The sequence below is a fragment of the Streptomyces sp. NPDC006259 genome, from assembly GCF_042870975.1.
In the GTDB taxonomy this organism is placed as follows: domain Bacteria; phylum Actinomycetota; class Actinomycetes; order Streptomycetales; family Streptomycetaceae; genus Streptomyces.
On sequence record NZ_JBIAHY010000006.1, the window covers coordinates 599,400 to 612,240 of the forward strand.

12 protein-coding genes are annotated in these 12,841 nt (G+C 73.1%); 9 read left to right on the plus strand and 3 right to left on the minus strand.

What is annotated here, in order from left to right; genetic code table 11:
• Window positions 1-250: 250 nt before the first annotated feature.
• Window positions 251-796 (plus strand): YciI family protein, encoded by a 546-nt coding sequence (locus ACFYO5_RS27215; protein WP_356568780.1) that lies wholly within the window; start codon window positions 251-253, stop codon window positions 794-796.
• Between the two features lie 40 nt (window positions 797-836).
• Here the strand turns inward: ACFYO5_RS27215 and ACFYO5_RS27220 are convergent, their stop codons facing one another.
• Both ACFYO5_RS27220 and ACFYO5_RS27225 read right to left on the minus strand, forming a co-directional pair.
• Window positions 837-1,310, minus strand: coding sequence for a carboxymuconolactone decarboxylase family protein (locus ACFYO5_RS27220; protein ID WP_388713460.1), 474 nt, complete (start codon window positions 1,308-1,310; stop codon window positions 837-839).
• 125 nt (window positions 1,311-1,435) lie between these two features.
• The gene (locus ACFYO5_RS27225) at window positions 1,436-1,912 is read right to left on the minus strand and encodes a MarR family winged helix-turn-helix transcriptional regulator (RefSeq protein WP_388713463.1); all 477 of its coding nucleotides are present in this window, start codon (window positions 1,910-1,912) and stop codon (window positions 1,436-1,438) included.
• Window positions 1,913-2,027: 115 nt separating this feature from the next.
• Between ACFYO5_RS27225 and ACFYO5_RS27230 the strand changes: the two genes are divergently transcribed.
• The 8 genes from ACFYO5_RS27230 (at window position 2,028) to ACFYO5_RS27265 (ending at window position 12,350) form a co-directional block, all read left to right on the plus strand.
• Window positions 2,028-2,447: an HGxxPAAW family protein gene (locus ACFYO5_RS27230; RefSeq protein WP_388713466.1), complete on the plus strand. Its 420-nt coding sequence runs from the start codon at window positions 2,028-2,030 to the stop codon at window positions 2,445-2,447.
• A complete protein-coding gene (locus tag ACFYO5_RS27235; protein ID WP_388713469.1) occupies window positions 2,368-3,246 on the plus strand; it encodes a DUF2797 domain-containing protein in 879 nt (292 codons plus the stop codon). The genes ACFYO5_RS27230 and ACFYO5_RS27235 overlap by 80 nt, the downstream gene beginning before the upstream one ends.
• Before the next feature lie 577 nt (window positions 3,247-3,823).
• On the plus strand, window positions 3,824-4,564 hold the full coding sequence (locus ACFYO5_RS27240) for a response regulator transcription factor (protein WP_388713472.1): 741 nt from the start codon (window positions 3,824-3,826) through the stop codon (window positions 4,562-4,564).
• Window positions 4,561-6,165 carry an ATP-binding protein gene (locus ACFYO5_RS27245; RefSeq protein WP_388713475.1) on the plus strand — a complete coding sequence of 535 codons (1,605 nt, stop codon included), beginning with the start codon at window positions 4,561-4,563 and terminating at the stop codon, window positions 6,163-6,165. The genes ACFYO5_RS27240 and ACFYO5_RS27245 overlap by 4 nt, the downstream gene beginning before the upstream one ends.
• A 14-nt stretch (window positions 6,166-6,179) precedes the next feature.
• On the plus strand, window positions 6,180-7,649 hold the full coding sequence (locus ACFYO5_RS27250) for a glycosyltransferase (protein WP_388713478.1): 1,470 nt from the start codon (window positions 6,180-6,182) through the stop codon (window positions 7,647-7,649).
• On the plus strand, window positions 7,646-9,889 hold the full coding sequence (locus tag ACFYO5_RS27255; protein ID WP_388713481.1) for an ArnT family glycosyltransferase: 2,244 nt from the start codon (window positions 7,646-7,648) through the stop codon (window positions 9,887-9,889). The genes ACFYO5_RS27250 and ACFYO5_RS27255 overlap by 4 nt, the downstream gene beginning before the upstream one ends.
• Window positions 9,890-10,002: 113 nt before the next feature.
• Window positions 10,003-11,484: an MFS transporter gene (locus tag ACFYO5_RS27260; RefSeq protein ID WP_388713484.1), complete on the plus strand. Its 1,482-nt coding sequence runs from the start codon at window positions 10,003-10,005 to the stop codon at window positions 11,482-11,484.
• Window positions 11,485-11,594: 110 nt separating this feature from the next.
• On the plus strand, window positions 11,595-12,350 hold the full coding sequence (locus tag ACFYO5_RS27265) for a TetR/AcrR family transcriptional regulator (protein ID WP_388713486.1): 756 nt from the start codon (window positions 11,595-11,597) through the stop codon (window positions 12,348-12,350).
• Between the two features lie 15 nt (window positions 12,351-12,365).
• On the opposite strand, the gene ACFYO5_RS27270 is transcribed toward ACFYO5_RS27265, so the two are convergent.
• Complete coding sequence (locus tag ACFYO5_RS27270; RefSeq protein WP_356568801.1) at window positions 12,366-12,836, minus strand: PPOX class F420-dependent oxidoreductase; 471 nt, start codon at window positions 12,834-12,836, stop codon at window positions 12,366-12,368.
• Window positions 12,837-12,841 lie beyond the last annotated feature (5 nt).

A 12,841-nucleotide genomic window follows, 5' to 3' on the forward strand; every position in this document is an offset into this window, starting at 1 on the left:
CTCGGCTCGGCTCGGCCCGCCTCGGCTCGGCCCGGCTCGGCCCGCCTCGGCTCGGCCCGCCCCGGCTCGGCCCGCCCCGGCCGGTCTGCTCGTCGGCCTGCTCCGGTCCGGTCGGTCTGCTCCGGGCGGTCGGCCTGCTCCGGTGGCGTCGGGTCCGCTTCGCGCGGACTCGTCGGGTCCGCTTTCGGTCCGGACCGCACGATCCGTCGGATCGTCCCCGGCCCCCGGGGGATGCGCCCAGACTGGGCGCATGGAGTTCTTCTGTCACCACCGCGACCGGCCCGGCTCCCTCGCCCTGCGTACCGCGTCGGTGGAGAGGCACTGGGCCTACATGGACCGGTACGAGGCGGAGATGATCGCCCGGGGGCCCACCTTCGACGAGGGTGTGCTCACCGGCAGCGTGCACCTCCTCGACCTGCCGGACCCGGCCGCCGCACGGGCGTTCGCGTTCGACGAGCCCAACTACCAGGCCGGTGCCTACCGGGACGTGATGCTGCGACGGTGGCGCAACCTGCTGGGACGCACGATGTGGGCCTTCCCCGGCGGCCGGACCGGGGGCGAGCGGTACCTGGTCCTCGGGCTCGGTGCGGGAGAGGCCGCCGATCTCGACGTGCCCGACGACCGTGACGAGCTGATCGCGTACGGGCCGCTGCTGTCCGACGACGGCGAGGCCTGGCTCGGGACGGCGGTGCTGGTCCGGGCGTCGGACCCGGACGCGGCACGCGCCGTCCTGACCGCGGACCGGTACGCCGCGATCGAGGTCCACGAGTGGGAGTTCGGAGGGCGGCCGTCCTGAGCGGCCGCCCCCGCACCGTGCTCGGGCCCCGTCGGCCAGGTCAGCCGAACTGGCCCGGCCGGTAGTCCCCGGCGGGCTGCCGGACGATGACGTTCATGCGGTTGTAGGCGTTGATGACGGCGATGAGCGAGACCAGGGCGACCAGCTGGTCCTCGTCGAAGTGCTTCGCGGCGTTCGCCCAGGCCTCGTCGGTGACGCCGCCGGACGCGTCGGCGATGCGCGTGCCCTGTTCCGTCAGCTCCAGGGCGGCGCGCTCGGCGTCGGTGAAGACCTTCGCCTCGCGCCAGGCCGCGATCAGGTGGAGGCGCTGCGTGGTCTCCCCGGCGTGCGCGGCGTCCTTGGTGTGCATGTCGGTGCAGAAGCCGCAGCCGTTGATCTGGCTGGCGCGGATCTTCACCAGCTCCTGGGTCGCGGCCGGCAGCGTCGAGGTCGTGATCTCCCGGCCGGCCGAGTTGACGTGCTTCACGATCTTGGCCGCCAGTCGGTTGCCGTAGAGGTTCAGGCGGGCTTCCATGGTGTCTCCTCCGTCGTCGGTGCGGTACGTCTCTCTGACGGAGCGGCCCGGGGCGGTGTGACAGCGGGGCAGTGTGACGTGCGTCTCCTGGGCGTGGGTGGGCCCGCTGCCGGTGTGAGCCGGCGTCACGGCTCGCGCAGCTCCTCCCGGTAGGCGTTCGCGAGGGTGGTCGCGCGGGTGAACCAGTCCGTGAGGACGGCGGTCTCCGCGGGGGAGTAGTCGGCGAACAGGGTGTGGAGCCGGGCGTAGTAGGGCTCGTACAGGGCGTGCACCCGGGCGACGGCCGCGGGTTCCGCGGCGACGCGGACGCGGCGGCGGTCTCGTGGGTCGGGGCGGCGGGTGACGTATCCCGCGCGTTCCAGGCGATTGAGGATGCCGGTCACCGCGCCCGTGGTGACGTGGACGCGGGTCGCGAGGTCGCCCGCCGTGAGGAGATCCTCGCCGGCCTGGATGACGTACCCGAAACAGGTCAGGTCGGTGACGTTCAGGCCCAGGCGCTGGGCCATCTCCTGCTGGCCGACCAGGCTGGCCGCGATGAGGTCGTCCATCGCCGACAGCGCCTGCGCGGGAGTGGCGGGGGGACGGGGTGGCTGGGCGGTCATCGCCGGACGGTGCTCCCTCTGTGATCGGTTTCTGTTGGCTCCTTGTTATCTGCTTTCGGTTTCTCTTACCCTCTAAGAGGTTACTTCGCTGAACTTCTTAGATCGTGAGGGTTTCATGGCTCTGTACGACGAAGGGCATACGGTCGCGGGCTGGACCGGGGTGGCGGTCGCCACCGTCGGCACCTCGGTGGCGGGGGCCGGGGTGTGTGCCGGGTCCCGGGCGACGTTGGCGGCGGGGCTCGCGGTCGTGGGCCTGAGCGCGCTGGTGACATGGGTGCTGCACCTGTCCGGGTGGGGCAAGCCGCCGGGCGTGCGGCCACCGGCCGAGTGGGGCATGCGGGTGCGGGACACGCGGGCGCGGGCCGGTCATCCGGGGTGCGTGGGATGCCGGCTGGCGGGGCGCGGGCGGGTGGCCGAGGGGGTGCTGTCAGTGGGGGCGCCTACCGTTGTGGGGGATGGCACAGGCATGGAAGTGCGCGGGGCTGCGCTGGTCGGGGCCGGGACCCGAGCTGGTGTGGGACGGGGGCCGTCGTAGCCCGCTGTCGTGGGGGAAGCGGGTGGCCTTCGGGGTCGCGGAAGGAGCGGTGCGGTCCTGTTCGGGGGCTCGGGGGCATGCGTGCCCGGTGCGGGCGGTGGTGCCGGCGCGCGGCACCGGGGCGCGCTGCGAGGAGTGCGGGCGGCTGGACCGGGCGCACTCCGTCGCCGCGGACGGCGTCGCCGACGACCCGCGGCCCTACCGCGTGTACCTGGCCTGGTTCGGGCCCGGCCTGGTCAAGGTCGGGATCACCGCGGCCGAGCGGGGCCCGGCGCGGCTGCTGGAGCAGGGTGCCGTGTCCTTCAGCTGGCTCGGCACCGGCCCCCTGATGGCCGCCCGGCGCACGGAGGAACTGCTGCGGGCCGCCCTGCGCGTCCCGGACCGCATCCCGTACGCCGAGAAGCGGGCCGTGCGGGCCGAGTTGCCGGTGGACGAGGGTGAACGGGCGCTCGAACTCCGGGACCTGCACGCGAGGGCGGTCGGACTGGGCGGCTGGCCCGAGTCGTTGACCCGGGCGCCCTTCCGGGCCGTCGACCATGTCGCGGCCTTCGGGCTGGCGGGGGCACCGGCTGCCGTCGGCGCGGTGAGCGAGCTGGTGGCCGGGGGTGCGGTGAGTGGTGAGCTGGTCGCCGCCGCCGGCCCGGATCTGCATCTGGCGACGGCGGCGGGAGTCGTCGTACTGGACACCCGGCTGATGCGCGGCTGGGAGCTGGTCCCGGCCACGGGAGCGGATGAAGTGACCGTTCCGGTGCGGGAGTTCGCGAAGCCGGCGGGACATACCCAGGACGAGCTGTTCTGAGGGGCGGGACGAGGCGGGAGGGGGGCGGACGTTCCCGCCGGGCCGTCCGGCTGCGGCCCTCCGTCGTCACCCTGTCTGTCTGATGTCGTCCCTCGTCGGTCCGTCCCTCGCCCGTCCGGGCCCTCGTCGGTCCGTCCCTCGCCCGTCCGGGCCCTCGTCGGTCCGTCCCTCGCCCGTCCGGGCCCTCGCCCGTCCGGGCCCCCGTCCGTCCACCCCGGTTCTGCCGAACGGGTCACCCGTCATCCCCCCTGCGCACGGCCGCCCCCGTGCCTGCCCGTCGCCCGTTCGGCCGGAGTCCTCCCCCAGCGGCCGCTGCGGCGCGCTCCGCCGGACCGCCCTCGCGGCCGGCACCGGACAGGACAGGTCCTCAAGGAATTCCCAGGAACTCCCAGGGTTTCCCTCGCGGGGTCGGGCGGTTCACAGCATCGCCCCGGCCGCCGAACCGGGGCATACGCGGACGGACGGACGACCGGAACGCGCCCGCGCCGCGCCACCCTGAGAGCTTCCTGTGCGGTTCTCAGGCAAATCACAGACAGGGGAAAGCGTGTTCTCAGAGGACCCCGACATGGTGTCCTCCATGACCACGACCTCGCCCCAGGGGCGCACCGAACTGCTGAGGCCGGACGGGAGCCCCGTCCGAGTGCTTGTGGTGGACGACGAGTTGTCGATCACCGAACTGCTGTCCATGGCCCTGCGCTACGAGGGATGGCAGATCCGGAGCGCCGGTGACGGCACGGGCGCCATCCAGACCGCCCGCGACTTCCGGCCCGACGCCGTCGTCCTCGACATGATGCTGCCGGACATGGACGGGCTCGCGGTCCTCGGTCGGCTGCGCCGCGAACTGCCGGACGTGCCCGTCCTGTTCCTCACCGCCAAGGACGCCGTCGAGGACCGGATCGCCGGCCTCACCGCGGGCGGCGACGACTACGTCACCAAGCCGTTCTCCCTGGAGGAGGTCGTGGCCCGGCTGCGCGGGCTGATCCGCCGCTCCGGCGCCGCCGACCGCCGCTCCGAGTCGGTGCTCGTCGTCGGCGACCTGACCCTGGACGAGGACAGCCACGAGGTCTCGCGGGGCGGCGACAACATCCACCTCACCGCCACCGAGTTCGAGCTGCTGCGCTTCCTGATGCGCAACCCGCGGCGCGTGCTCAGCAAGGCGCAGATCCTGGACCGGGTGTGGTCCTACGACTTCGGCGGCCAGGCCAACGTGGTCGAGCTGTACATCTCGTATCTGCGCCGCAAGATCGACGCGGGTCGCGAGCCGATGATCCACACGCGGCGCGGCGCCGGTTACCTGATCAAGCCCGCGGTGTCATGAGCGGGCGACGACGGCCGCGTGCGCAGCAGCGAGCAGGCAGGTTGCGCAAGCCCCGCACCCTGCGGACCCGGCTCGTCGTCGCGTCGGTGGTGCTGATCGCGGTGGTCTGCGCGGTGATCGGCACGGTCACGACGCTGGCGTTGCGGTCGCACCTGTACGAGCAGCTGGGCGGTCAGGTCGTCGACGCCGGCAAGCGTCTCACGGGCCCTCCGTTCGGCCACGGCGACGAGAAGTCGACCCTGGTGGAGGACCGGGTCGACGGCTTCGTCACCAACGGTCCGACGCAGGAGAACACCGTGGCGGCGAAGGTCGCGGCCGACGGCACGATCTCCAAGGCCGTCGTCGCCGAGCGGGTGTCGGACGACATCCGCCAGCAGATGCGGGCCACCGCGCTGAGCGCGGCCCAGCGCTCCGTGTTCGAGGACGTGCCCACCACCGGCACGCACACCGTGACCATTCCCGGCCTCGGCGACTATCTCGTCGCCCATGTGCACGGCGACGACGGCTCCGACTACTACGTCGCCCTGCCGACCGCCGCGGTCGACAGCACCGTCAACACGCTGATCATCGTGGAGATCAGCGTCACCGCCGCCGGCCTCGGCGCCGCCGTCATCGCCGGCTACGTGCTCGTCGGCCTCGCCACCCGGCCGCTCCGCAAGGTCGCCGCCACCGCCACCCGGGTCTCCGAACTCCCCCTGCACACCGGCGAGGTCAACCTCTCCGAGCGGGTCCCCGAGTCCGAGACCGACCCGCACACCGAGGTCGGCCAGGTCGGCGCCGCGCTCAACCGGATGCTGAACCACGTCCACGGCGCCCTGCACGCCCGCCAGGAGAGCGAGATGCGGGTCCGCCAGTTCGTCGCGGACGCCAGCCACGAACTGAGAACGCCGCTGGCCTCCATCCGGGGGTACGCCGAGCTGACCCGCCGCGGACGCGAGCAGGTCGGGCCGGACACCCGGCACGCGCTGGGCCGGATCGAGTCCGAGGCCGGCCGGATGACCTTCCTCGTGGAGGACCTGCTGCTGCTCGCCCGCCTCGACGCGGGCCGCCCGCTCCAGTTCGAGCAGACCGACCTGGTGCCGCTCGTCATCGACACCATCAGCGACGCCCGCGCGGCCGGACCCCGTCACGTATGGCGCCTCGAACTCCCCGAGGAGCCCGCCCTCGTCTCCGCCGACCCGGCCCGTCTCCAACAGGTCCTGGTCAACCTGCTGGCCAACGCCCGCACCCACACACCGCCGGGTACGACCGTCACCGCGCGCGTGCAGCGGCGCGGCCCGTGGCTGTGCGTGGACGTCCAGGACAACGGTCAGGGCATCCCGTCGGACCTGCTCCCGCGGGTCTTCGAACGGTTCGCCCGCGGCGACTCCGCGCGCTCCCGCGCCACCGGCTCGACCGGGCTGGGCCTCGCCATCGTGGAGGCCGTCGCGACCGCCCACGGCGGCGCCGTGACCGTCGACAGCGTTCCCGGACGGACCGTCTTCACCGTGCACCTGCCCGCTGTCGCCCCCGCCGTGCCCCGGCCCGCGCCCGAAACCGACTGGCGCCGGGACTCACAGGGCCAGCACAGGGCCGGCACATGGGCGCAACAGGGCGCCTGAGGAAAGTCGTCGACATGCGAACCGACTCTTCTCCCGGCACCCTGCCGGCGCGGGAGCACCTCCCGGCCGCCACCGCCGGTACGCCTGTCCTGGACGTAGTGATTCCCGTCTACAACGAGGAGAAGGACCTCCAGCCCTGCGTGCGCAGACTGCACGACCATCTGACGCGGACGTTCCCCTACCCGTTCCGCATCACCGTCGCGGACAACGCGTCGACGGACAGCACCCCCGACGTGGCGAGGCTGCTGGAGGCGCGGGTCCCGGAGGTGAGGTCCGTGCGGCTGGAGCAGAAGGGCCGCGGCCGGGCCCTGCGGACCGTCTGGTCGGCCTCGGACGCCCCCATCCTCGCCTACATGGACGTCGACCTGTCCACCGACCTCAACGCGCTGCTGCCGCTGGTGGCGCCGCTGATCTCGGGCCACTCCGACCTGGCGATCGGCTCCCGGCTGGCCCGCAGCTCCCGGGTGGTGCGCGGGGCCAAGCGGGAGTTCATCTCCCGCTCGTACAACCTGATCCTGCGCGGCTCGCTCCAGGCCCGCTTCTCGGACGCCCAGTGCGGCTTCAAGGCGATCCGCCGCGATGTGGCGCAACTGCTGCTCCCGTTGGTGGAGGACACCGGCTGGTTCTTCGACACTGAGATGCTGGTGCTCGCCGAACGAGCCGGTCTCCGTATCCACGAGGTGCCGGTCGACTGGGTCGACGACCCGGACTCCACGGTGCACATCGTGAGGACGGCGACCGACGACCTGAAAGGGGTATGGCGCGTGGGCCGGGCGCTGGCCACCGGTTCGCTCCCCCTGGACCGGCTGACCAGGCCGTTCGGCGACGATCCCCGCGACCGCGACATCATGGACGTACCCAAGGGCCTGGCCCGTCAGCTCGTCGGCTTCTGCGTCGTCGGCGGCCTGTCCACCCTCTTCTACCTGCTGCTCTACAGCGGTTTCCGGCAGTTCTCCGGCTCCCAGACGGCCAACGCGCTCGCGCTGCTCGTCTCCGCGGTCGCCAACACCGCCGCCAACCGCCGGCTCACCTTCGGGGTGCGCGGCCGGGCCGGCGCCGTCCGCCACCAGGCGCAGGGCCTGGTCGTCTTCGGTATCGGCCTCGCGCTGACCAGCGGATCCCTCTTCGCGCTCGACGCGGCGACGTCCGACCCGGCACACGCCACCGAGCTGGCCGTCCTGGTCGCCGCCAACCTCGCGGCGACGGTCCTGCGCTTCCTCCTCTTCCGGGCCTGGGTGTTCCCGGACCGGCGGGACGACGAGCAGCCCGGGGCCCGGCTCGCGGACCGGCCCCCGGCGCGCCCCGCCGCCCCACCGACGGGTCCCGCGCCCGGACCGCTGCCGCGGCGGCCCTCCACCCCGCCCGGGACCGGCGGCACGACCCAGTTCCGCGCCGGCACGGGCGCGGACGGCACCTGGCGGGACGCCACCATGCGGTTGCAGCCGGTGCGCCCCCACGACACCGACCCGGGGGACGCCCGATGACCACCCACCTCGACGACACGGCTCAGGCGGCCGGTACCGCCGCCACGGCCGCCACAACCGCCACGGGCACCACAACCGCCACGGGCGCCACAACCGCCACGGCCGCCCGGAGCGCGCCCGACACAGCCCCTCCCGCGGCGCCGCGGGAACCGGACGCCCCCGCCCCCGGTCCGGGCGAGCCGAAACAGCCCCTCGCCCGCCGGCTGTGGCGCGGCCGGCCCGAGGACCCCCGCTGGGTGCGCCCGGCCTTCCTCGCACTGCTGCTCGCCACCTGCGTCCTGTACCTGTACGACCTGAGCGCCTCCGGCTACGCGAACTCCTTCTACTCGGCGGCCGTACAGGCCGGCAGCCAGAGCTGGAAGGCCTTCTTCTTCGGCTCGCTCGACTCGGCGAACGCCATCACCGTCGACAAGCCCCCGGCCGCGCTGTGGCCGATGGCGCTCGCCGTGCGGATCTTCGGTCTCAGCTCGTGGGCGATCCTCGTCCCCGAGGCGCTGATGGGCGTCGGCTCGGTCGCCGTCGTCTACGCCTCCGTGCGCCGCCGGTTCAGCCCCGCGGCGGGTCTGATCGCGGGCGCGGTCCTCGCGCTGACCCCGGTCGCCGCGCTGATGTTCCGGTTCAACAACCCGGACGCCCTGCTGGCCCTGCTGATGACCGTGGCCTGCTATCTCGTGGTCCGCGCCCTGGAGGACGGCCGCACCAGGTGGCTGGTGTGGGCCGGTGTCGCGATCGGCTTCGCGTTCCTCGCCAAGACCTTGCAGGCCTTCCTGATCCTGCCGCCGCTGGCGGTCGTGTACGCCGTCTGCGCGCCGGTGCCGCTGAGGAAGCGTCTGTCGCAGCTGGCCCTGGCGACGGCCGCGCTGGTCGTCTCCGGCGGCTGGTGGGTCGCGATCGTCGAGCTGTGGCCCGCGTCCTCCCGCCCGTACATCGGCGGCTCGCAGAACAACTCCTTCCTGGAGCTGACCTTCGGCTACAACGGGCTCGGCCGCCTCAACGGCGAGGAGACCGGAAGCGTCGGCGGCGGTGGCGGCGGTGGCGGGACCGGTCAGTGGGGTGAGACCGGCTGGGACCGGATGTTCAACTCCGAGATCGGCGCCCAGATCTCCTGGCTGCTGCCCACCGCGCTGATCCTGCTGGTCGCGGGCCTGGTGGCCACACGCAGGCGGGGGCGGACCTCGGCGACGCGCGGCGCGTTCCTGGTCTGGGGCGGGTCGTTGCTGATCACCACGGTGGTCTTCAGCTACATGGCGGGCATCTTCCACCAGTACTACACGATCGCGCTGGCCCCGTACCTGGCCGCCGTGATCGGCATGGGCGCCGGTCTCCTGTGGGAGAAGCGCTCCGGAGTCCGGGCGTCCCTCACCCTGGCAGCCGCCTCCGTGGCGGCCGCGGCCTGGGGATACGTCCTGCTCGACCGCACCCCGGACTACCTGCCCTGGCTGAAGTGGCTGGTGCTGGTCGGCGGGCTGGCCGGCGCGCTCGGCCTCGTCTTCGCGGGCCGGCTGACCCGGCGGCTCGCCCTCGCGGCGGCGGCCGTGAGCGTCGTCGCGGCACTGGCCGGACCGGCGGCGTACACGCTGAGCACCGTGAACTCCGCGCACACCGGTTCCATCCCGACGGCGGGTCCGGCGGGCGCGTCCATGGGGGGCGGCGGCCGGGGCGGTCCCGGCGGTGGTGGCGGCATGCCGGGTCAGCAGGGCCAGGGCCGGCAGAACCAGGGTCAGCAGGGCCAGGGCAACGGCGGCGGTCTCCCCGGCGGCGGCATGCCCGGCCGGCCGAACGGCACCACGCCGGGCCAGGGCCAGACCGCTCCCGGTGGTCAGGCGAACGGCGACGGCGGCCGGACGGGCGGCGGAGGCGGGGTGGGCGGCCTGATCAACGGCGCCACCGTCACCGACGAGGCCAAGAAGCTGCTGGAGACCGACTCCGACCGGTACACCTGGGCCGCGGCGGCCATCGGCTCCCAGAACGCCGCGAGCTACCAACTGGCCACCGGTGACCCGGTGATGGCCATCGGCGGCTTCAACGGCACCGACCCGTCGCCGACGCTGGCGCAGTTCCAGCAGTACGTCGCCGACGGCAGGATCCACTACTTCATCGGCGGCGGATCGGGCGGCGGCATGGGCGGCAGCGGCGATGGCGCCTCCGCGCGGATCACCGAGTGGATCGAGGCCAACTTCCAGCAGGTCACGGTGGGTTCGGCCACCTTCTACGACCTGACGAAGGAGGCGACCGGCTGAGGCCGACGTCCGGTGTTCGGGGAAGGGCGGTGACCGCGGTCGCCGCCCTTCCCCGCGTCTCCGCCGCACCCGGCTGTTGTACGCCGTACAGGAGTGGTTATACGGTGTAGAACATGACCGTGCCCTCGACACTCCCCCAGGACCGCGCCCAGGGCCACCCCCAGCGCTGGCCGATCCTCGGGGTGATCTGCCTCGCGCAGCTCACCGTGCTGCTCGACAACACCGTCCTGAACGTGGCGATCCCCTCGCTCACCCGCGAGATGGACGCGGGCACCGCCGACATCCAGTGGATGATCAACGCCTACTCGCTGGTCCAGTCGGGCCTGCTGCTCACCGCGGGCAGCGCCGCCGACCGGTACGGCCGCAAGAGGATGCTCGCAGCGGGCCTCGTCCTGTTCGGCATCGGATCCCTGACCGCCGCCCTCGCCCAGAGCACCGGCCAGCTGATCGCGGCGCGCGCCGGCATGGGCGTCGGCGGGGCGCTGCTGATGACCACCACCCTCGCCGTGGCCATGCAGATCTTCCCGCCCGAGGAACAGCCGAAGGCGATCGGCGTCTGGGCCGCGGTCAACTCGCTGGGCTTCGCCACCGGCCCCCTCGTCGGCGGCTTCCTGCTCGACCACTTCTGGTGGGGCTCGATCTTCCTGATCAACCTGCCGGTCGCCGCCCTGGGCCTGGTGGCGGTCGTCGCCCTGGTCCCCGAGTCGAAGGACCCGCAGGGCGACCGCCCCGACCTGCTCGGCGCGCTGTTCTCCACGATCGGCATGGGGTCACTCGTCTTCGTCATCATCTCCGGCCCCTCGCACGGCTGGACGTCGGGCCGTGCCCTGGCGAGCGCGGCCGTCGCGGTGGCCGCCCTCGGCCTGTTCGGCTACTGGGAGAACCACCTCGCGCACCCCATGCTCGACCTCCGCTTCTTCCGCGACCGCCGCTTCACGGGCGCCGTCGCCGGCACGGTGCTGGTCGCCTTCGGCATGGGCGGAGCCCTCTTCCTGCTCACCCAGCACCTCCAGTTCGTCCTCGGATACGGCCCCCTGGAGGCGGGCCTGCGCACCGCGCCGCTGGCGCTGACCGTCGTGGCCCTCAACTTCACCGGGGTGTCGGCGAAGTGGCTGGCGCGGCTGGGCGGCCCGGTGTCGATCCTGCTCGGGATGACGGCGATGTCGGCGGGGCTGGTCTCCATCGCCACGACGGCCTCCGGCGGGTACGCCGGCACGCTGGCCGGGCTGCTGCTCATCGGGACCGGCACCGCGCTCGCCGGCCCGGCCATGGCCCACGCTGTCATGAGCGCGATCCCGCCCGCCAGGGCCGGGGTCGGGGCCGGGATCAACGGCACCCTCGCCGAGTTCGGGACCGGGCTGGGTGTGGCCGTCCTCGGGGCGGTGCTCAGCTCGCGGTTCACGGCGGACTCCCTGCCGGAGGCGCTGGCCGCGGCGGGTCCGGGGGAGGAACGGCGCCGGGTGGTCGACATGTTCGCCGCCGGACTGGAGAGCAGTCAGCTGGTGGGCGCGGCCGCCGTGCTGCTGGGCGGACTGGTGGCGGCGGTGCTGCTGCGCAGGGCGGCGAGGAAGGACGCCACGGCACCGGCCGCGTGAGCCCCCCGCCGTCGGGGCAGCCGCCCGTCGTCGGCCCCGCCTCTTGAAGGCTCGGTCGGCGCCTAGCATCGTCATCAGCAGTGACCCGGAGAACCCCAGAGAGGTGTGCCATGGCGAAGGCTGCCGAGCAGCCCAGGCGTACCAGCGTGTGGCTGGAGGGCAAGGCGCGCCGGGGACGGGGCGGGAGCCAGCCGTCGGGACTCGACCGGAACCGGATCACCGAGGTCACCGTACGGCTGCTGGACGCGGAGGGCCTGGACAGGTTCTCCATGCGCCGGCTGGCGACCGAGCTGAGCGTGACGGCGATGTCCGTCTACTGGTACGTCGACACCAAGGACGACCTGCTGGAACTCGCCCTCGACGCGGCCTTCGGCGAGCTGGAGCTGCCCGACCCGGCGGCGGGCGAGGACTGGCGCGGGCAGCTGCGGGCGCTCGCGGCGTCGTACCGGGCGCTGCTGGTGCGGCACCCCTGGCTGTCGCCGCTGGCCGGGCGGTACCTCAACATCGGGCCGAACGCGCTGGTCTTCTCCCGCACGGTCCAGCGGGTGGTCCGCCGCACGGGTCTGCCCGACCACCGCATCACGAGCGCGATCTCGGCGGTCTTCCAGTTCGTGTACGGCTACGGCACGATCGAGGGCCACTTCTTCGGCCGGGTGGCGGACGCGGGCATGACCCCGGACGAGTACTTCCAGCACTCCATGAGCAAGGTGACCGAGGCGCCGGAGACCGCCGAGGTCATCGAGGAGTCCAGGAACCTCATGGCGGCCCGCGGCGGCGACACGGTCGCGGAGATGCTGGACCGCGACTTCACCTTCGCCCTGGACCTGCTGGTCGCGGGCATCGAGGCGATGGTGGAACGGGGCTGAGGGGTTCGGGCCGGTTCACTCCTGGGGTGCGAGCCGCGCCGGGAAGCCGCCGGTGGCGACCGGACCCCACCGCTCGGGTGTGACGCGGATGATCGACTTGCCCTGCTTCACCATCGCCGCCCGGTACTCGTCCCAGTCCGGGTGCTCACCGGCGATGTTGCGGTAGTACTCGACGAGCGCCTCGACGGAGTCGGGTGAGTCGATGACCTCGGCGCGGCCGTCGATCTGGACCCACGGCCCGTTCCACTCGTCGCTCAGCACGAGGACGCTGACGCGCTCGTCCCGCTGGGCGTTGCGCGTCTTGGCCCGTTCCGGATAGGTGGACACGACGATCCGGCCCGAGTCGTCGACCCCGCAGGTCAGCGGCGAGGCCTGGGGGCTGCCGTCGGACCGGCGGGTCAGGAGGATCGCGCGGTGCCGGGGGCGTACGAAGTCCAGCAGCTCGTCGAGGGAGACGGACGTGTTGGTCGCGATGTTCGGTGCCATGGGGC